We start from the raw sequence: 20,162 nt of genomic DNA on the forward strand, positions 1-20,162 counted from the left end.
GTTGACGCGTGACTACAGCCGGAATTTCGTGCAACAGAATCCGAAAGAGTTTTGATCGCACTGAGGCGGTCTCAGAGCTTTCGATTGAATTTCAGTCCGGACAGACGACGGCATTGGTTGGCCCGTCTGGCTGCGGGAAATCAACCGTTCTGCGAATGATAGCAGGGCTGGAAACGCCCGACATGGGGCACATCGCAATTGGCCATGAAACACCAAAGCAGGTCGCCCGTCGCGGGGGGCTTGCCATGGCGTTTCAAGATGCATCGCTGCTGCCATGGCGTACCTTAAGATCCAACATCGCATTGGGCGCGGAACTCGCTCGCAAACCGGTGGATCGCGTAGATGACCTGATCAATCTTGTCGGGCTGGACGGGTTTGCCGAGCATCGGCCTGCTGAATTGTCAGGTGGTATGCGCCAACGCGCCGCAATCGCGCGCAGCCTGATATCTGAGCCAGAGGTTCTGCTGTTGGACGAACCTTTTGGGGCCGTCGATGCGATCACGCGACGTCGATTGAATCAAGAGCTCCCGCCATTGTGGCGCGAGCGCCAAACGACAACACTTCTCGTTACGCATTCCGTGGAAGAGGCGGTTTTGCTATCAGATCGCGTGATCGTGCTGTCATCTCGTCCTGCGCGTATCCTAGCGGATATACAGGTCGACATTAACAGAGACTGCACGTTTTCACCCGTAACTTCACCAGACGTTCGCGCTTTTGTGACGCAAGTACTGACCGCGTTGGAGGAGGATGAGTAGGTGGCACCCGAACGTATCATGCTGGGCGTCTTGCTTATGCTTCTAGTCTGGGAAGGCTTGGCGCAAGTTCAGCCAGACAGCATGTTGATCAGTGGACCATTTGATATCGCGGAGTATATCAACGATCATTCTGGGCTACTTTTCAGGGCAGCGACCGAAACCTTAAGGAATGCCGCGCTCGGGTTCTTTTGGGGGAACCTTGCGGCGGTGGCCTTGGCCTGTTTCGTGATCTTGGTCCCGAAGTCAGAATGGGTAATTTCGGCGCTCGCGCTTCTAGTGTTCTGCATTCCGCTGATCGCGAGCGGCCCGATTTTACGGGTCCTGTTCGGGCCCGGAGCTGGCCCACAGATCGCTTTGGCGGCACTGGCTGTTTACTACACCACATTCCTGGCCTTGGTAGTGGGTCTTCGGGCGATCTCACAAAGCTGGACAGATTTGATGACTGTTTACGGCCGGGGCTGCCTGTCGACTCTGTTCGTTGTGCGATTCAGAGCCAGCTTGCCTTACCTGTTTGTGGGATTGCAGATCGCGGCGCCAGCTGCCTTTCTGGGTGCGATGATTGGAGAATTCACAGGCGCCGAGCGAGGACTAGGTGTTTTGACCTTGCGGGCCATGCGCGGTCTTCAAACGGATGCGACCTGGGCGCTGGCGGCTATTTCCGCATCACTGGCTATGCTCGGGTATGCGTGCGTTGGTCTGCTCAAAAGCAAACTGACGCCACATGCACCGACAATCCTACTATCGACACCCAGAGTTGGTCAAAAGCGCGCGCTCTCTACTCATATACTCGGTATCGTTTTTCTGTCTTCCATGGTTTTGGTTCTGTGGCAGGGACTGATGGATTTGTTCAACCTGAACTCGTTCTTCGCGAAGCGACCAGCGGATATTTGGACCTTCGTTTCCAACACTACGAACCTGAACACATTGCTAACTGCGCTTGGCGAAACCCTGGCTTATGCGATACCCGGATATCTCGCCGGTTTGGCCCTTGGTGCGGGGCTGGCCGTGATTTTAACGCTTTGGCCACCAGTGGCGCGGGCGATTATGCCGACCGCCATTTCATTGCGCGCCGTGCCTATCATCACAACTGCGCCTTTGCTGGTTCTGGCATTTGGGCGCGGCTTGACCGGAACCGTTGCAATTGTCGCTGTAATGGTTTTCTTCCCAACTCTTGTTGCCTGCCTACAGGGTTTACGGCAGGCTCCAACGCAAATCGTGGATCTTTTTGAAAGCTATGGTGCCGGCCGTTTGAAGCTACTGCGATGCGCCCAAATCCCGGCCATGTTGCCCGCTTTATTCGCGTCTGCCCGCATGGCAGTGCCAGCCGCGCTATTGGCTGTCACTACAGCTGAGTGGCTGGCAACCGGGCGCGGCATAGGCGTGTTGATGGCACTGACCGCGAGTACATCAAACTACAATATGCTGTGGTCTTGCGTTGTCCTTTTGTGTCTTGCGGCAGTCACAGCATACGCTGGAGTTGCATGGTGCGAAAAGCGGGTTCTGCGCGTTTACGCGAGCGAGCAAGTGGTATGACAGAAGCTGTTTTTGCAATCCCCGGTGACAAAGACCGGCGCACCGGCGGATTCATCTACGAAGCCACCGTATTGCGGGTTCTTAACGAGATCGGTTGCAAGACCGAACACCTGAAACTACCGCGTCGATTTCCCGACCCAACGCAGGACGATATGGCAGTGGCACTGAACGCCCTGCGCGCCGTACCCGAGAAACGCCCGGTTATCCTTGATGGATTGGTTTTTGGCTCCATCGACCCAGAGGGTTTGGCGCAGGTGAGCGCCCCTATAATCGCGATGATACACCACCCCCTTGGACTAGAAACTGGTTTGCCGACGGAACGGGCTAAATTTCTGCTCAAAAACGAAGCCGCAGCTCTTCGGCACGCCGCACATATTGTCGTTCCAAGTCCAGAAACTGCGCGCGTGCTGGTCAACCAATTCGCTGCAAAACCGGATATAATAACCGTCGCACCCCCAGGTTTTGATCGTCCGGTTGTCTGTAAACAGCCGAAGCGTCCGCCTTTGATTTTGTCAGTTGGCCTGTTGGCCCGCCGCAAAGGGCATGACACTCTTCTAAGTGCGCTTGAGACAATCAAGGACTTGGAATGGCAGGCTGTTGTAGTTGGCAAGGAACACGACGAAAACACTGCGCTTGAGCTTTACTCTCAGGCCAAAGCCCTCGGTCTAACCGAGCGCGTGACCTTCACCGGAGAGTTGGACCGAGCCCCGTTGAACGATTTGTTCAACTCGGCGACCCTTTTCGCGCTTGCGACGCGGTACGAAGGCTACGGAATGGTTCTTAGCGAAGCAATGATGTTCGGACTTCCAATCGTTTCCTGCGACGTGGGTGCTGTCCCTGAAACAGTCGGTGACGCGGGGATTCTGCTGCCACCAGAGGACGCTCTGACCTTTGGAGCTACTCTACGTTTGCTTCTCAAAGACCAAGGAACACGAGCACGCTTGGGAAGACTGTCAGACTTGAAGTCACAGTCTCTACCAACGTGGCGTGAAACCGCGGGAACATTCGCCTGCGTAATCAAATCACTCGCCGAGAAAACCAAATCATAGAGCTTTTAAGCAAGGGCTTCACCAAGATTTTTTTTGGCCACACTGTCTTGGCGGTCAGATCAGCGGCAAAAGACGTGCTTACCCGTAAACACCTTAAAGATTTCATCCAGCACGGCATCGAAGCCTAGAGGCGCAAGATCGCTGGTTTGTGTTGGACCTACTTAGCAGGGGTTCGCTGACGCATAGTGACTGTGCATTCTCGCTAGTGGCGAGCAGTTGCCCGACCTCCCATCTTTGGCCTGAAAGGAGATAACCGATGCTCGATACATATACCATTCGCCAAGACGACATGCCTCAAGAAATGCGGTTTCTCTTGGACTGTAGAAAAGCGTGCAATTTTGACCCCCTAAGCGGGGAAATCGGCGTCCAAATTTGACCCCTCCCTATGGTTGTAGACATCCTTTTCATTGAGCAGTCGATGGAGAGGCAAGCGGGATGATTTGCGTGGAAACTATTAGAAAAGTGCGTCGCTTACACCTGATCGAAAAAAAGAGCATCAAGGAAATTTGCCGTTCGCTCAATTTGAGCCGTGCAACGGTTCGAAAGATAATCCGATCGGGAGTGACGGAGTTCAAATATGAGCGCAAATCGCAGCCATACCCGGTGCTCGGGCCTTGGCGCGCGCGTCTGGATGAAACGCTTGAGGAGAACGAGGCGCTTCCGAAGAAACACCGCAAGCGGATGACCAAAATCTGGAAGGAACTCTCCGATGATGGTTTTGGCGGCGGGTATGACAGTGTTCGACGCTACACAAAGAATTGGCGCATTGCGCACGGCCGACAACAGGCGCAGGCGTTCATCCCGCTGATCTTTGATCCTGGGGAGGCGTACCAGTTCGACTGGAGTGTGGAGACGGTTTTGATGGACGGTGCACTCACGACCGTGAAGGTTGCCCATTTCAAACTTTGCCATAGCCGCATGCCATTCTCCATTGCCTATCCGCGCGAGACGCAGGAGATGGTCTTTGATGCCCACGACGAGGCCTTCAAATTCTTTGGTGGAGGCTGCATCAACGGGATCTACGATAACATGACGACCGCCGTCGATGCGATCCTGTCGGGCAAGGAAAGAAAGTTCAACAAGGCATTCTCCCGGATGTGTTCTCATCATCTGGTGAACCCGATCGCCTGTACGCGCGCGGCCGGTTGGGAGAAGGGTCAGGTTGAGAATCTGGTCAAGGAGAGCCGCGCCTATAGTTTTACACCGCGTCTGGAGGTGGCCGACTTCGATGAATTGAATGCCCGGCTGCAAAAAGACGCGATCAAACGCGCAAAAGAACTGCGGCATCCGGAAAACCTGGAGGTGACGGTCTGGGAGGAGTTCCAGCAGGAAAAGCCGCTGCTGACGCATCTGCAGAAGCCCTTCGTCGGGTTCCGTGAAAAGACGGTCGCCGTGAGCCGAACCTGCCTGATCAACTTCGAAAGAAACAAATACAGCGTTGAGGCAAGAGCTGTTGGACGTCAGGTCCAGTTGCAGGTCTACGCCACGCGGATTGTCCTGCGCCAAGACGGTGAGATTGTCGGAGAGCACGAACGGTGCTTCGGCCGAGGAAAACCGATCTTCAACCCTTGGCACTATGTGCCCGTCCTCAAGCGCAAGCCTGGCGCTCTGCGCAATGGAGCACCGTTCCGTGACTGGGACCTACCACCGGCAATGACGCAGATCTGGACCCATCTGCGGGGCACATCCGACGGAGACCGGCAACTTGCCGATATTCTTTTCGCTGCTTACCAGCACGACATTGATGTGGTCGAGGCTGCCTGCGAAGAAGCTCTAAAATCTGGCCTGCGCAAGGCCGATGCGATCCTGAACATTGTCTCTCGGCGCACCAATCCCCCGCCGCCAAAGGCGATTGAGCCGCCTGCCCACCTGCAGCTGAAAATGGCACCGATCGCGGATTGCGCTCGCTATGACAGGCTTGGAGGCTCCCATGCAACTGCGTAAGGAAATTCTCGAACTTGCCCGTCAACTGAAGTTGCCAGGCATCGTCAACTGCTTTGACGAAGTGATGCAGGCCGCAGCCAAAAACAACTGGCGGCCCCAACAGGTCGTGGCCGAACTCCTCACGGCCGAACTGGCCGAAAAGACTGCGCGCTCGATCCGGTATCAGATGGGTGCCGCAAAGTTCCCGGTCTGCAAGTCCTTACCTGAGTTCGACTTCACGGTCAGCCCCGTCAACGAGGAAGTCGTGCGCAATCTTCATGACGGCGATTTTATGGACCAGGCCAGGAATGGCGTGCTGGTCGGTGGAACCGGATCGGGCAAAACGCATCTCGCAACAGCGATCGGGGGCCACGCGGTCAATAACCGCCGGCGGGTCAGGTTCTTCAGCGCTGTGGATCTCGCGAACAAGCTGGAGGCTGAACATCGCGAAGGCAACGCCGGGCGGCTCAGCGAGCAGCTGATCCGCGTCGACCTCGTGATTATAGACGAACTCGGTTATCTGCCGTTCGCAGAGTCTGGTGGACGATTACTCTTCCATCTCATCAGCAAACTGTACGAGCGAACGTCTATTCTGCTAACAACCAACCTCGCATTTGCTGAATGGCCGAGTGTGTTCACAGATGCCAAAATGACCACTGCTCTCCTGGATCGACTGACACACCATTGCGATATCATCGAAACCGGGAACGAAAGCTGGCGAATTAACCACCGCGACTAACCTCGAAATCGGGGAATAAATTCAAAACAGACAGCAGGTCAAACCTTCAGTCGAGCTACGCTCTCTTTTCGGTTTGACCTGCTGTCCACCCCCTCCTGAATCAACCTAAACACGACCCCCTCAACGCCCCTCTTAGCTCCAAGGGGGGTCAAATTTGGACGCCGATGGGGGGTCATTATTCAATGCCGATTGACAGACAGCTGATGTTGGAACTCACACGGAAGTCTGAGATTTCCTCGTTGCAAGGTCTGACCACACTTGGCGCAGACGATCCGCCCCTCACGCTCGGCGAACGGGCTGTGACACGCGAACACTTCGGCGTCGGCCCAGTGATGGTCCGGATCGTGATCTCGCGAGCGATGTTGCGGCTCGGGCAGTGTCTGGTCTCAGTAGTGGTCGCCGCCATGGTCGGTCTCTCTTGGTTGAGAGGCGCTGGGCGTACGACTTGGCGGGCGGGATCGTCGCTTCCATGGGGACGATCCCATTGGTGACTATACTTGCGGGCGTGCATCGGTCGTTCGCCTGTCACGCGCTCTATCTCGGCGAATGCCTCGTCAACGGTCAGGTCCCGCAAATCCACGAGGAAGATCATCAGCACGAGGCCCGGGTGCGGGTGCGCTTTGCCTGTGCGCCGCTGTGCCTTCTTCAGGGCACGCGACCACTGCAGCTTTGTGATGCCGAACTGGCGCTGGATGCGTGCAACCTCTGTCATTTCGGCTTACCGTTCTGGACCCGCTTCGGCCCGGGCTTCTTCAACCGGACGCGCGTGGTGCGTGTCCCCTCACGCTTCACCTCGATCACTCCACGGCTGAACAGCGTGTTGACGGCCTTCCAACGGACTTGACGGCTCTTCAACCCAGCCCGGCCGTAGAGGCTCATCGACAGTCGGAACCAACCCCCTTCCTCTGGCGACCAAGCGCGGTAGGCATAGTGGAGGGCGAGCAGTAGGCGTTCGGGTGGGCGGAAGCTGGACCAAACCTCTTGGGGGACAAGAGCGTATTCGATCCGGTCGGGCTTCTCGTATCCGACCAGTTCTGAGAACGGGACAACCTCAGCTTTGAACTCTTCTTCGGGGACGTCTGGATGCTGCCAATTGATGGATCCGTCGTGATTTCGCCACGGCTCTTTCATGACGGACACCTGGGCGTTGGAGATGGCACGGGTCTTGGTCTCTCTAATGCCAATAAAACATAATAAAGATTGACCGGTGTCACCTGACAGGTGACAGTTTTGTTCAAACAGGTGACAGTGCTGTCACCTAGTAGGTGACAGTTTCTAGGGGGTGTTTTCACCCTCATATCTCGCCCCCTTCTTGGTGCTGATAAGGGGGCAGGCCCACCGACTTCATGACCGAGTTCCACATCTTCAGACCTCGGTCCAAATCCATGAACCGATCTGGCGATTTGATGACATCCGCATCCACCCGGCAGGTCTTCCCGCGCATCACATGGCGGCAAGCCTGCTGCATGATCTCGGTGGTCCTCGCGACTTCACTGTCGATGCGATCAAGGGGCGCTTCGATCAATACTGCGTCGTGGATCGGTCCACATAACCAGGCACCGGCTTGGTGGAGGTGGACACTGGTTAGTCTGAGGATCTCCGCGCCCCCCGCCTGCATCGGCCAGTTGAGGGCTGATCGCGGGTTGGCTTCGTCGGCGTGACCGATCCGGTATTGCCACCCCATCGGTGTCGTCAGAGTGCCCCCAGCCAGTGCCGTGTCCACGTTGTTCTCCGCCCACGACCAGAACACGTGATAGGTCTCGCGATGTAACTGAAGCAGTTCTCGCGCCTCGGCCAAATGGATGCCCGCCCGGTTCGCCATCGAGTGGTAGCTCATGCCGTAGGACACCCCGAGCACGATAGCCTTGCACTGATTGCGAACCGCATTGTGCGTCTCCTTTGTTGCTTTCGAGGGGGCGAGCCCGGCGTCTTTCGCAAACTGGAGATAGGGATCTCCAGACTGGTACGCGGACCACAGCTTGTCATCGCCAGACAATGCGCCGGCGATTGCGTGCTCCTGTGAACTGAAATCTAAGTAGGCCACCGCCGTACCCTCGGTCGGTTTGATGAGGCCGCGTATCCATGTCGCCGCCCCAAACACATACTTCGCGTTGCTGGGTTGGTTCCGACCAGTTTCCTGACTTCCGACCTTTTTGTTGATCTGACTGGGTTTTTGGTTTGTTTTCAGGTGTGGTTGCTCAGAGGCGCGTTGTAGTGCCCCATTATTATAAAAAGTATTGACATGGGCCTTCAGATGGCTAACCTCTTCGCCCATGTTCATCCGCACCAAACATGACGCAAAGCTCAACCGCACACGGATCCAGATCGTTGAATCCGTCCGCACCGGCTCCAAGGTACGCCAGAAGATCCTGCGCCATGTGGGTGTGGCCCATAACGACAGCGAGATTGAGGATATCAAGCGTCTGGCGGGCCGCTTGATGGAGCAATTACGCATTGATCGCTCGCCGCAAATGGAACTGTTCACGCCCACGGAATATGCCGATCTGCAGGCGCTGGTGCGCCGCGCTCCGCGGCCGGACAAGCTTGGCGTTGATCTTGCCGAGTGCCGTGAGGAGGCGCGGGTCTCTCTGGGTCTGCGGGATGTCATGGGGACGATGTATGACCAACTGGGTTGGGGGGCCCTTCTGGGGGCGGCGCGTAAAAGTGCCAATCGCATTGTGAAAGAGCTGGTTATGGCGCGGATCGCACAGCCCGAGAGCAAGCGCGCGACCGTGGAGGCGTTGGAGAACCAGGCAGGCATCACGCTCAATCTGGACGTGGTCTATCGGAGCATGGATTACATCAATACGCCGGTGATAGACGGGATTTGCAAAACCTCTCACGCGGCGGCAGAGAAGTTGCTGGGCGGGCCAGTGACCGTGCTGTTCTACGATTGCACGACCCTGGCCTTTGACACCGAGCGCGAGGACCCGGCCGAGGATGCGGACGGGGTCGAGCAGGATCATCTTCTGGCCAAGGGCTTCAGCAAGGATGGCAAGCATCACCGCGCTCAGGTCATGCTGGCGCTGATCGTCACCTCCGATGGGCTGCCTGTGGGCTATGAACTCTTCCCGGGAAACACCTGGGAAGGTCATACGCTGGAAGCTGCGCTGAAGGCGTTGGAGGGACGCTTCGACGTGGCCAGGGTCACGTTCGTGGCCGATGCCGCCATGCTCAGCAAGGACAACCAGCAGATGTTGCAGAACAAGGGTCTGCCCTACATCCTCGGCTATCGCATGAAGTCCGCCCCGGCCGCCGTGAAGGCGAACATTTTGAGCCCGGAGGGACGCCAGCCTTGGGCTGGACACGGTTCTGAAGAGGCAACCGAGAAGGGCTGGTACAAGGTGATCGACCAGGAGGGAGCGCGGGTCATTGTGACCTGGTCACCCACCCGGGCACGCAATGATGCCCACAAGCGCGACAAGGCAATCGAAAAGCTGCACAAGAAGCTCAAGCGCTCTCGCAAACCCGGCAGCTTCAGCAGCCGGGGATATGGCCGCTTCCTGGCCTTCCCCGACAGCGGGGACGTCACGCTGGATGATGCAAAGATCAAGGCAGCGGCACAATGGGACGGGCTGCATGCCATTGTTGTTCATGGTGCGGACGAACTGGAGGCACAGGACGTCATTGCCCGCTATCACCAGTTGTGGGAGATCGAAGCCTGCTTCCGCACCAACAAGCACGATCTGAAAATCCGGCCCATCTATCACTGGTCGCCGCGTCGGGTCCGGGCCCATATCGCCATCTGCTACATGGCCTTCTGCTGCCTGCAGCACCTGCGCAAGCATCTGGACCTGCTCGGACACCCGATGAGCCCGGCTCGTATCCGCAACGAGTTGAACGCATTGCAGCTCTCGATCCTGCGCCACAAAGGCACCCCTGACCGCTACGGCATGCCAAGCCATGCCACGGTCGATGCCAGACGCATCCTCACCTGCGTCGGCCTGACCTGGAACGAAGCCCCTTTCAAGATACCCCCCGGGCGCACCCGAAAAACTGGCCAGACCAAAGCCTGAGCTCCCTCAACACTCCGAAACAATCGCTGGCGAAAAAAGTCCGTGTAGTGCCTTTTGGCAACCAAGGCATAATAATATCAATGACTTATACGAAAAAATGTCGGAAGTCAGGGGCCACCGCCGTACCCTCGGTCGGTTTCCTGACTTCCGACCTTTTTGTTGATCTGACTGGGTTTTTGGTTTGTTTTCAGGTGTGGTTGCTCAGAGGCGCGTTGTAGTGCCCCATTATTATAAAAAGTATTGACATGGGCCTTCAGATGGCTAACCTCTTCGCCCATGTTCATCCGCACCAAACATGACGCAAAGCTCAACCGCACACGGATCCAGATCGTTGAATCCGTCCGCACCGGCTCCAAGGTACGCCAGAAGATCCTGCGCCATGTGGGTGTGGCCCATAACGACAGCGAGATTGAGGATATCAAGCGTCTGGCGGGCCGCTTGATGGAGCAATTACGCATTGATCGCTCGCCGCAAATGGAACTGTTCACGCCCACGGAATATGCCGATCTGCAGGCGCTGGTGCGCCGCGCTCCGCGGCCGGACAAGCTTGGCGTTGATCTTGCCGAGTGCCGTGAGGAGGCGCGGGTCTCTCTGGGTCTGCGGGATGTCATGGGGACGATGTATGACCAACTGGGTTGGGGGGCCCTTCTGGGGGCGGCGCGTAAAAGTGCCAATCGCATTGTGAAAGAGCTGGTTATGGCGCGGATCGCACAGCCCGAGAGCAAGCGCGCGACCGTGGAGGCGTTGGAGAACCAGGCAGGCATCACGCTCAATCTGGACGTGGTCTATCGGAGCATGGATTACATCAATACGCCGGTGATAGACGGGATTTGCAAAACCTCTCACGCGGCGGCAGAGAAGTTGCTGGGCGGGCCAGTGACCGTGCTGTTCTACGATTGCACGACCCTGGCCTTTGACACCGAGCGCGAGGACCCGGCCGAGGATGCGGACGGGGTCGAGCAGGATCATCTTCTGGCCAAGGGCTTCAGCAAGGATGGCAAGCATCACCGCGCTCAGGTCATGCTGGCGCTGATCGTCACCTCCGATGGGCTGCCTGTGGGCTATGAACTCTTCCCGGGAAACACCTGGGAAGGTCATACGCTGGAAGCTGCGCTGAAGGCGTTGGAGGGACGCTTCGACGTGGCCAGGGTCACGTTCGTGGCCGATGCCGCCATGCTCAGCAAGGACAACCAGCAGATGTTGCAGAACAAGGGTCTGCCCTACATCCTCGGCTATCGCATGAAGTCCGCCCCGGCCGCCGTGAAGGCGAACATTTTGAGCCCGGAGGGACGCCAGCCTTGGGCTGGACACGGTTCTGAAGAGGCAACCGAGAAGGGCTGGTACAAGGTGATCGACCAGGAGGGAGCGCGGGTCATTGTGACCTGGTCACCCACCCGGGCACGCAATGATGCCCACAAGCGCGACAAGGCAATCGAAAAGCTGCACAAGAAGCTCAAGCGCTCTCGCAAACCCGGCAGCTTCAGCAGCCGGGGATATGGCCGCTTCCTGGCCTTCCCCGACAGCGGGGACGTCACGCTGGATGATGCAAAGATCAAGGCAGCGGCACAATGGGACGGGCTGCATGCCATTGTTGTTCATGGTGCGGACGAACTGGAGGCACAGGACGTCATTGCCCGCTATCACCAGTTGTGGGAGATCGAAGCCTGCTTCCGCACCAACAAGCACGATCTGAAAATCCGGCCCATCTATCACTGGTCGCCGCGTCGGGTCCGGGCCCATATCGCCATCTGCTACATGGCCTTCTGCTGCCTGCAGCACCTGCGCAAGCATCTGGACCTGCTCGGACACCCGATGAGCCCGGCTCGTATCCGCAACGAGTTGAACGCATTGCAGCTCTCGATCCTGCGCCACAAAGGCACCCCTGACCGCTACGGCATGCCAAGCCATGCCACGGTCGATGCCAGACGCATCCTCACCTGCGTCGGCCTGACCTGGAACGAAGCCCCTTTCAAGATACCCCCCGGGCGCACCCGAAAAACTGGCCAGACCAAAGCCTGAGCTCCCTCAACACTCCGAAACAATCGCTGGCGAAAAAAGTCCGTGTAGTGCCTTTTGGCAACCAAGGCATAATAATATCAATGACTTATACGAAAAAATGTCGGAAGTCAGGGGCCACCGCCGTACCCTCGGTCGGTTTGATGAGGCCGCGTATCCATGTCGCCGCCCCAAACACATACTTCGCGTTGCTGGGTTGGTTCCGACCAGTTTTGGAGCGGAACGGTGACAGCAGTGTCCGATTACGCCCATCCGCTCCAACGGCTAGGCTATTCAGCCGCAACTCTCCCAGCGCATGCCGTAGTTCGCGCAAGGGCTGGATCTGGGGATAGTTGCGGGCTTGGTCTTTAAAGGTGTCGTCATCGAGAGCCAGCGCGCCGGTTTCCAACCGGGGCCACCACATGTGGTTCCGTGCCAGATAGTCTTCGAACCTGCTCGTCTTGAAAGTGCGCCCGTCGTAGACACCGAAATCTGCATCAACCTCGGTGATCAAGTCTTGCTGAATGTCTTCCCACCGGTCCCGCAATATGCCCAACGTCTCGGTATCGATGGGGATCCCCCGGTACTCCATGTTTGCGACGGCTGACATGTACCGACCGCGCCAAATGCTGTCCCCAAACGAGTGGGCTTGGCCGCGAAGTGGGGAGCCATGGCTTCGAACAGAGGGCGCAAGAGTTCCACGTCTGACGCGCAGTAGTCGAGAATGTCCGCGCGTTCCTGTGCAGTCCACGGACCTCCCGCGAGGACCAACTCCCGCATGACCTCCTTTTCTTCGGCGTTGATAGACGGCACGTCGAAATAGGCGGCGGCTCCCAAGATCCCTCGCCCCCGCGGCAATTTGCACCCGTTGGTTATCACCCGAAACTCGGCGAATAGATCGAGGGTGTTTATGGGGTGGGGCCAACCCAACGCCTCGAAACATCCCGCCTCGGCTGACGCAAAATAGGCGACCATCACACTGTTCGGGCCGGTGTCGAAGGGAGCTGCATCAAGCCCCAGCAATTCGTCCTCCCACATGCGGATCTGACGCCCGCTCCAGTACTCTTCGGCCACCATACAAACGGGCCGCTGGGTCTCCCCCTCATCGGCCACAAACTCGAAATCGGCCAGCCAGATTTCGCGGAATGGCAAGTCGGGACCTTCAAGGGAGAGACACATCTTATTCCCCCAGCAACTGCTTCACGACCGGGTGCTTCGTGCTGTCGATCAGCTTGCCGTCGCCGAAAGCAATTCGAACAAGATCTTGGAAGGGCGTGTCGGTCCACGTTGGGTCGCCGATGTGGGAGCTTGTGACCACGTCATAGCTACCGCTGTGCATGTTCGCCTGCATGCGGACCCACTTGGTCTCACCCAACTCTGCGGCCTTGCGCGCGGAGATATTCCGCGGGTTCTCCCGGGCCCCATCCTCGGCCAGCTTCAGCGGCCACAAGGCCACACCGCCGTGCCGGGTTTGGTAGGTCACCAGTTTCACCAGCTTCGTCTCGCCCGGTAGAAGGGGCCAGACGGCCTTGGTGACCAGATAGACTTCCCGCTCAGCTTTCAGTTCCAGAACCCGGGCGACGAGGTGGTATTTCGGGTTCGGGTGGACTCGGAAGAAGTCCTGGGGGTTGGGCTTTGTGACCGGGACAACCAAGATGGGGCGCTCAATCCCGAGGTCCTCCATTGACGTGCCATCGACGGTCAGGTTGTCGAGCGCGAAGGGGTCATCATCGGCCTCCTCCTGATGGTCGAGGGAGCTTTCCTTAGAACCGTTCCCCATCACTTTCTCGGCAGTGATGGGCGGCTCGTAGCCGTTCAGTACGTAGGCGTTGATCCTCTCGACGGCCTCGTTGTGCTTTACGCCTGCTGCTTCTTTCACAGCGTCGATCAGACCTTTGTCGGTACCGGCTTTCTTGGCCTCGGCGTTTAGGGGTGTAGTTGCCATGTCTCTCTCCTATGATGATTGTCAAGCAGGGCATTGATTTTGTTTGATTTTAAATTCGGCAAAATCGTCGAAGACCCAGCCGTTCTTGAGCGTGTCATAGATGATCTTGAGCAGCTTGCGGGCCGTGGCTATGATCGCCTTGCCCGCGCCACGGCGTTCCTTGATGCGCCGATAATAACTGTTGAGATATCCCGAATAGCGGATCGCGATGAGCGTACATTGCACCAGCGTGGTGCGCATGAGCTTGTTGCCGCGCTTCGTGATCCGCCCGTGATGTTCGGTTTCGTTCGAGTTACTCACCTTGGGCACGATGCCGACATAGGCGGCCAGCTTGTCCGCGTCGGAGAAGTCTTCAACCCTGCCGATCCCCGCCAGCAGGACCGCGGCAGATCGCGCACCGATCCCCTTGATGCTGGTGAGCCCCTCAAAGCCTTTCATGGCCGAGGCGGCCTCCTCGATGGCCTTGTCGATACGGTTCAGGGTCTCGGTCAGGCCGAGCGCCTGGTCCCGCAATGCCGCCAGTTCGACCTGCTCAAGCGGTGTGAAGCGGCTGAGATCCAGGTCGCGCAGGCGCTTCTTGCTGGACAACCCTTCCTTCTTCAGCTTCATGCCGTGACGGACAAACATCGCGTGGATGCCGTTCAGCAGCATGGTGCGCTGTTTGACCAGCATGTCACGCGTCCGGGTCAGCGAGGCCAGTTCGCTTTCCTGAGTGGACTTGAGCCGGGTTTCCGGCAGCATGTCCTTCGACAGGAAGAAGGCCAAAGCGCGCGCATCGTTCTTGTCGGTCTTTTTCACCGATGTGCGGATCACTTTAAACTGGCGCGGGTTGACCACAACGATCCGGCCGACACAGGGTTCCACCTCACCGCAGAACCAGGCCGTGTTGCCGGTGGCCTCGACCGCCAGTTCGTCATCCGCATCAAGGCTCTGACAGAACCGCTCAAGCGCCTGCGCGGACAGATGAAAGGTTTGGAATGTTTCCGATCCGTCCGTCTCACGCCGACAGATCGTGAAGGAATTCGTATGAAGATCGACACCTATGTAAGCCATGGCTATACTCCCTGCTCAAGGAGGCGGAGCCCCCAATGGGGCGTGAACGGCCAAACCAAGCTCCTATGCAGGATCACCGGCCAAAACCGGGCCCTATGGGGGCTGTTCGGAAACAGGCGAAAGCTAAGCTCCTCAACAGGGTCACAATGCCCTAAGACACAATTCAGCCTGAGACCTATCCGCCTCCCCGAATCCTCTAACAGATTCAGGGCGTTTGGCCGATCACAAATCATTCATACCCCCTCCTCAATGGCGTTGGGCACGCTGCGGGTCAGCGCGGAGTTTGCGAAGGGAGCGCCAATCACTGGGCGACCCGAGTGTGAACAGTGCGGGGAGGTGCGGGTGGACCAGCTTCAGGTGGCCGTTCCGCGTGTTCTGAACCGACCGATCAAAGCTGCGGGCGAGCTTCTGCACGTCTCGTAGGCGGCGGTTCATCGGGTGCCCCCGTTGAGATCGAGCGGTCGTTGGGATAATACTTGCAGCATGATGGGGGCTCCTTTTGGTCGAGGGGTTCTCTCAATGGCAAAAAAGCCTCGGCCTGATCTCTCAGGTCGGGGCATTTTGTTTCTGGATCCACGCGATGACATCAGCGTAGCGGTAGCGAACTGCGTCCCCGATTTTCGTGACCTTCGGACCACGGCCATTGGCACGCCATCCTCCGATTGTCCGTGGGGAAAATTGGAGGAGAGCTCCAAGCTGGGCGGTGTCCAGCATCTGGTCAGGCGACGGGGCTTCGGGGGTTACAGCGAGCTCGGCATCGATCTCGGTCTGCAGGCGGATGATAGCTTCAACGAGGAAGTTGGGGGCTTTTGTCGGGGCGTTCATCGCAGTGTCGATCCTCGATTTCAGGTTCGACACATATTTGTACGAAAGCGGCCTTCCCCATCTACAGGGCCAAAAGGGGAAGGCTATTCTTCCAGCGCTTCGCGGACGTTATCCGCACGTTGGATGAAGCGTTGTAGGTTGTCACACAAGGCCTGTCCGATAGCCGTCGGCGTTTGCGCGGTTGCTCTGCGGGCGACGTAGTCAGGAATACTTTTGGCCAAGTGGTCGTACCCGACGCCGCGACCTTCCTTAGCGTACTCGCGCCCGCCCTGCGCCCAGTTGGCTACAACCTTCGCCGTCAAGGGGCTGCCAGTGCCCGACGTCCAATTGGACACCTTCTTGAACGACGATTGTCGAGTTATTTTGAAGTTCTTGTGAAGGTAGTCGGCTGTCGCGCCAGCGAGCATCTTCGTCATCTCCCCCGGCATTCGCTCGTTGTTGCCTCCCCAGCGCAAAGGGTCGGTTAGTGCAGCGTCTCGTTGAACGCCAAACAGGGCGGCGGCCCCGTCGAAGTCGCCCCGACTGACAGCTTTCGGGACGACACGTGTCGCCATTCGCATCAGGATTTCTGCTTCACGCAAACTGCGTTCTCGACCTCGGGGGACGTTTTGTAGTTTACGAAGATCTTCTTCGACCAAGGTCCGAATGTCGGCGAGCAGGTGCTCCTCAAAGTCTTCAGGGGGTTTGTTCATAGGATTACCCCCATCCATGCTTCTTCCAACTTTTCCTGCGCCTCGCGTCGGAGATCGCTCAATTCACTGAGATCGTAACGCGCCTCCAGATCCTCGCGACTATGGGCCACCATCAGTTCGGCGACATCTCGATCCGTGCGGAGTTCGGTCAGGGCGGTTCGATACCCGCGACGGAGGCCATGTAGCTGGACAGGCAGGTCGATGGTCCTACGGGCTCGGGGTAGGCGTTTCGACCAACCTGAGAGAACCACGCCGCCGCGCCCCGGGAATACCAGTTCGCTGTCGGTGGTCGGGATCGAGCGTAGCACCTCTTGCAGGAGGGGGCCGATGTAGACCTGATGCGGACGACCCGACTTTGTGTGCACCGCAGGGATCGTCCAGATGCCGGTGTTCAGATCAACGTCTTTCCAGCGGGCAAGTGCTGCCTCTGACCTACGGAGGCCACTTTCGGCAAGCGCGCGGAGGTAAGCTCTCCAAGTCGGATCCTCCAGTTTGGCGGTCCCTTCCCAGAAGGCGCGCCAGTCTTCCTGCCGCAATGTCCACCGATCCGCAGTCCGAGTGGCGGCTTCGGCTTTTTCTGCAATGGAGGCCTTGGGGGAAACGACCCGCATCGCCGGGAGGTTCTCGGCGATACCCTCATCGTCGGCCCAGCGCGCCATGGCCCGAACCCACTGGGCGTCTGCCTGCGCCGCCGACAAGCTGTTTCGCTTACGGGTGCGGCCCACCGCTTCTGCCCATTGGGCCTTGGTGACTGTCTGGGCGGGTTGGCGGGTAAGTCCTGCGCAAACGCGACGTAGGCACCGTTCGATTTTATCGAGGGTCACCGTGCGGCGCTGCCGGTGGTAGTTCAGAAATAGGTCGATCAAATCACCCACAGCGATTTCACCGTCACGGTCGGCCCGTGGATCTTCGCCGCTTTGCATGCGTGCTAAGGCGATCTTGGCGCGCGTTCGGGCTTCTCCGAGCGTGAGTGCATCAGTCGACCCTAGGGTCATGTCGATGACAGGTCGGGTGCGCCCGCCGCATATTCGTCCGCGAACGACATAGCTTTTGGCACCGCTCGGTTGGACGACGAGGTGCAGGCCGATGACATCCGCGTCGGCGATGCGTCGCCGGGTCTTCCCGGGCCTGGCGCTCTCGACGCGGTTCTGGGTGAGCTTCACTCGTTCAGCGCGGTGACGTGTTTTATGTTCGGGGGGTCGGTGCTGGTCCAGTCGGACCACGTTGGTCTAGTCGGTCATGACGTTCTCTTTCAATGGCAAGTTTGAAGGTGGCACGGTTCGGGCTGGAGGGTCAACCAGCCCACACCCAGCCCACACGAAGTTCACGTAGCAGAACGTATCTGGGCGTAGTAGTCTTCGGGTTATCTCTGTTTTTTATTGGTTTTCGGCGCAGTCGCGCGGACAGGTGCGTAATGGGAGCACTGTCTTCGGGAGGCAGGGGTCGGAGGTTCGAATCCTCTCACTCCGACCAATTAAATCAATGACTTGCGTTGATTCTCAGCCCCTCAAAAACACGATTTTTCCTCACACGTGAGTGATTGCGGTAACAATCGCAGTCGTTAGCCCTCTAACCGTGCCGTCCATCTTCGTCTGCACAAGAAGCAACTGCACGGCGCGCAGGTTGCCAGTCTACGTGTAGGTCTGGATGACTTTCGTTCGTCGCATCGAATGCGTGCCGTATGCGTTTGCTTCTAGGCGGATGGAAGTGACCGAATCCCTACGATCCGCGTGTATTGACGTGTCGAAATGTGCAAACGCTCATGAAATCGGCCCGGCCAAAGATACTCCTAGCTAGTCGTGAGTTCATCCTCCATCCACTTTTCGATTGAAGCACGCGTACACCCATAAATCTCGAATCGGACCTGTTTATGAATTTTGCTTTGCAGGACGAAAGCGCGTTCTTTGATTTACCCTGATACCATCACGCCGACGACCTTCATCTTCACAAGATCGCAGCCGCGAAGTTTACTGTCGATTGCCATATTAAACAGACCGAGGTCGCGATAGTTCTCTGCCAGTTCAAGCCGAAGTCGGATCGCGCAGACGTGCTTTAGCTTCATCGTTTGTTTCTGGCCAACGATACGTCCATCGTTCCAGGCTGGGCGAAGCGTGCAAATGGTCGGTAAGTTTCGTGCTTCCATGCTGATCCTCCGATCCGCCATGTCCTCCCAAAGCAACAACCCGACGTTGACCGACGCACTCTAGTATAACATGCTGCGCCACTTCCGAGGTCTGGAGAGAGCCCCTGCCGGCCATTGGTTGTTTGCGTAGGCGGCAGGTCGCTAACGTCGCAACCAGGCATTCACAGCCCCGCGTGTGATGGTTTCTTCGCGGACGAAGCAGCCATCCCATCCGGGCGAAGCAATCTGGTTCGCTATTTGACAGCTATTTTGATTTTGCGTCGACCATCAAAAACGGATTAGTGGCTGCGTGGTAGCTATCAAGGCTTGGGCATTTGTACCACCTACACGCCGAGATGCCGCTGGCTGATTTCACTATCCAGATCGTCCATTGCGCCTGACCAGACCGATCTGCCTCGCTCAAGGATGGTCGCGCGATCACAGACCGCACGCAACTCGCTAAGCGATTTGTCGATTACCAGAATTGAAAGGGAATTATATACTTAAGTAACATTTATGATTGACGGACTCCGACGCATTTGTTACATTTTAATAACATTCAGGAGTGTAAAAATGACAAAAGCACCGGGAAAATCAAACCGCAAGGGCCTGACCTTCCTACAGGTTGCTGCAATGTTCGGTAATGAAGAAAAGTCGCGTAAGTGGATTGAGGAACTACATTGGCCAGATGGTCCGTTTTGCCCGCATTGCGGTTCTTTCAACGTGCAGTCAGGCATCAGGCATCCAAGCATGACGCACAGGTGTCGTGAGTGCTCCAAAAAACCCATGTTTACGGTTCGGGTCGGCACGATCCTTGAGAATACCCGGCTACCATATCGCACATGGGCCATTGGTATTTACTTGTTCACAACTAACCTTAAGGGCGTATCTTCGATGAAGTTGCACCGTGAGCTTGGTGTTACGCAGAAGTCCGCGTGGTTCATGCTGCATCGTCTTCGGGCTGCAATGGAGGCAAACATGCCTTGGTTTAATGGCCCAGTCGAAGCAGATGAAACCTACATAGGCGGCAAGGAAGGCAACAAACACGCGAAGAAGAAACTCAAGGCTGGACGTGGCGCTGTTGGCAAGGCTGCTGTTGCTGGTATCAGGGATCGCGAAACGGGTCAGGTTGTTGCCAAAGTGGTAGAGAGCACAGACAAAGAGACCTTGCAGGGGTTTGTGAACGAGCATGCCGTCGAAGGAGCAACACTCTATACCGATGAGGCTAGTGCCTACAAGGGCATTGACAGGCCGCATGAGGTGGTAAAGCACTCAGTGGGTGAATATGTCCGCGATCAGGCGCACACCAACGGGCTGGAAAGCTTTTGGGCTCCTATGAAGCGGGGTTATAATGGCGTCTATCACAAGATGTCGCCCAAGCATCTGAACGCTATGTGGACGAGTTTCAGCACCGTCACAACAACAGGCCAAAGGATACAATCGACCAAATGGGCGGCGTTGTGCATGGGATGGCTGGAAAGAACCTGCCTTACAAGAAGCTAATCGAGGATAACG

18 protein-coding genes and 2 pseudogenes are annotated in these 20,162 nt (G+C 57.3%); 9 read left to right on the forward strand and 11 right to left on the reverse strand.

Annotated features, from left to right (window positions below; translation table 11 throughout):
• Positions 1-8: 8 nt before the first annotated feature.
• The 6 genes from ACOERD_RS12510 (at position 9) to ACOERD_RS12535 (ending at position 6,843) form a co-directional block, all read left to right on the forward strand.
• The gene (locus ACOERD_RS12510) at positions 9-755 is read left to right on the forward strand and encodes an ABC transporter ATP-binding protein (protein WP_419739239.1); all 747 of its coding nucleotides are present in this window, start codon (positions 9-11) and stop codon (positions 753-755) included.
• Complete coding sequence (locus tag ACOERD_RS12515) at positions 756-2,288, forward strand: ABC transporter permease (protein WP_419739240.1); 1,533 nt, start codon at positions 756-758, stop codon at positions 2,286-2,288.
• Entirely contained in the window at positions 2,285-3,337 is a 1,053-nt protein-coding gene (locus tag ACOERD_RS12520) for a glycosyltransferase family 4 protein (RefSeq protein ID WP_419739241.1), read from the forward strand. Before ACOERD_RS12515 ends, ACOERD_RS12520 begins: the two co-directional genes overlap by 4 nt.
• A 435-nt stretch (positions 3,338-3,772) precedes the next feature.
• Positions 3,773-5,281, forward strand: coding sequence for an IS21 family transposase (gene istA / locus ACOERD_RS12525; RefSeq protein ID WP_419739242.1), 1,509 nt, complete (start codon positions 3,773-3,775; stop codon positions 5,279-5,281).
• Entirely contained in the window at positions 5,268-5,999 is a 732-nt protein-coding gene (gene istB / locus ACOERD_RS12530) for an IS21-like element helper ATPase IstB (protein ID WP_419737606.1), read from the forward strand. The genes istA and istB overlap by 14 nt, the downstream gene beginning before the upstream one ends.
• Before the next feature lie 445 nt (positions 6,000-6,444).
• Entirely contained in the window at positions 6,445-6,843 is a 399-nt protein-coding gene (locus ACOERD_RS12535; protein ID WP_419739243.1) for a hypothetical protein, read from the forward strand.
• Positions 6,844-7,293: 450 nt separating this feature from the next.
• On the opposite strand, the gene ACOERD_RS12540 is transcribed toward ACOERD_RS12535, so the two are convergent.
• On the reverse strand, positions 7,294-8,280 hold the full coding sequence (locus ACOERD_RS12540) for a DNA polymerase (protein WP_419739244.1): 987 nt from the start codon (positions 8,278-8,280) through the stop codon (positions 7,294-7,296).
• On the opposite strand from ACOERD_RS12540, the gene ACOERD_RS12545 reads away from it, so the two are divergent.
• On the forward strand, positions 8,273-10,015 hold the full coding sequence (locus tag ACOERD_RS12545) for an IS1634 family transposase (protein ID WP_419737624.1): 1,743 nt from the start codon (positions 8,273-8,275) through the stop codon (positions 10,013-10,015). The genes ACOERD_RS12540 and ACOERD_RS12545 overlap by 8 nt on opposite strands.
• A gap of 107 nt (positions 10,016-10,122) precedes the next feature.
• Here the strand turns inward: ACOERD_RS12545 and ACOERD_RS12550 are convergent, their stop codons facing one another.
• Positions 10,123-10,299, reverse strand: coding sequence for a hypothetical protein (locus tag ACOERD_RS12550; protein ID WP_419739245.1), 177 nt, complete (start codon positions 10,297-10,299; stop codon positions 10,123-10,125).
• On the opposite strand from ACOERD_RS12550, the gene ACOERD_RS12555 reads away from it, so the two are divergent.
• Entirely contained in the window at positions 10,292-12,034 is a 1,743-nt protein-coding gene (locus ACOERD_RS12555) for an IS1634 family transposase (protein WP_419737624.1), read from the forward strand. The genes ACOERD_RS12550 and ACOERD_RS12555 overlap by 8 nt on opposite strands.
• A gap of 85 nt (positions 12,035-12,119) precedes the next feature.
• Here the strand turns inward: ACOERD_RS12555 and ACOERD_RS12560 are convergent, their stop codons facing one another.
• The 9 genes and pseudogenes from ACOERD_RS12560 to ACOERD_RS12600 form a co-directional block, all read right to left on the reverse strand.
• On the reverse strand, positions 12,120-12,524 hold the full coding sequence (locus tag ACOERD_RS12560; RefSeq protein ID WP_419739246.1) for a hypothetical protein: 405 nt from the start codon (positions 12,522-12,524) through the stop codon (positions 12,120-12,122).
• Positions 12,521-13,162 (reverse strand): hypothetical protein, encoded by a 642-nt coding sequence (locus tag ACOERD_RS12565; protein ID WP_419739247.1) that lies wholly within the window; start codon positions 13,160-13,162, stop codon positions 12,521-12,523. The genes ACOERD_RS12560 and ACOERD_RS12565 overlap by 4 nt, the downstream gene beginning before the upstream one ends.
• 28 nt (positions 13,163-13,190) lie before the next feature.
• The gene (locus ACOERD_RS12570) at positions 13,191-13,955 is read right to left on the reverse strand and encodes a hypothetical protein (RefSeq protein ID WP_419739248.1); all 765 of its coding nucleotides are present in this window, start codon (positions 13,953-13,955) and stop codon (positions 13,191-13,193) included.
• 21 nt (positions 13,956-13,976) lie between these two features.
• The gene (locus ACOERD_RS12575) at positions 13,977-15,008 is read right to left on the reverse strand and encodes an IS110 family transposase (protein WP_419737613.1); all 1,032 of its coding nucleotides are present in this window, start codon (positions 15,006-15,008) and stop codon (positions 13,977-13,979) included.
• Between the two features lie 546 nt (positions 15,009-15,554).
• Positions 15,555-15,833: a helix-turn-helix transcriptional regulator gene (locus ACOERD_RS12580; protein WP_419739249.1), complete on the reverse strand. Its 279-nt coding sequence runs from the start codon at positions 15,831-15,833 to the stop codon at positions 15,555-15,557.
• A gap of 83 nt (positions 15,834-15,916) precedes the next feature.
• Entirely contained in the window at positions 15,917-16,543 is a 627-nt protein-coding gene (locus tag ACOERD_RS12585) for a hypothetical protein (RefSeq protein ID WP_419739250.1), read from the reverse strand.
• Positions 16,522-17,688, reverse strand: coding sequence for a tyrosine-type recombinase/integrase (locus ACOERD_RS12590; RefSeq protein ID WP_419739251.1), 1,167 nt, complete (start codon positions 17,686-17,688; stop codon positions 16,522-16,524). Before ACOERD_RS12590 ends, ACOERD_RS12585 begins: the two co-directional genes overlap by 22 nt.
• A gap of 363 nt (positions 17,689-18,051) precedes the next feature.
• Positions 18,052-18,668 (reverse strand): annotated as a pseudogene (locus tag ACOERD_RS12595) (integrase).
• Positions 18,669-18,991: 323 nt separating this feature from the next.
• Positions 18,992-19,138, reverse strand: a pseudogene (locus ACOERD_RS12600) (ABC transporter ATP-binding protein); the annotation flags it as partial.
• Positions 19,139-19,220: 82 nt separating this feature from the next.
• On the opposite strand from ACOERD_RS12600, the gene ACOERD_RS12605 reads away from it, so the two are divergent.
• Positions 19,221-20,150, forward strand: coding sequence for an IS1595 family transposase (locus ACOERD_RS12605; RefSeq protein WP_419739252.1), 930 nt, complete (start codon positions 19,221-19,223; stop codon positions 20,148-20,150).
• Positions 20,151-20,162: the final 12 nt, after the last annotated feature.

Origin of the sequence: Ruegeria sp. (assembly GCF_965199275.1) — a bacterium.
Lineage (GTDB): Bacteria > Pseudomonadota > Alphaproteobacteria > Rhodobacterales > Rhodobacteraceae > Ruegeria.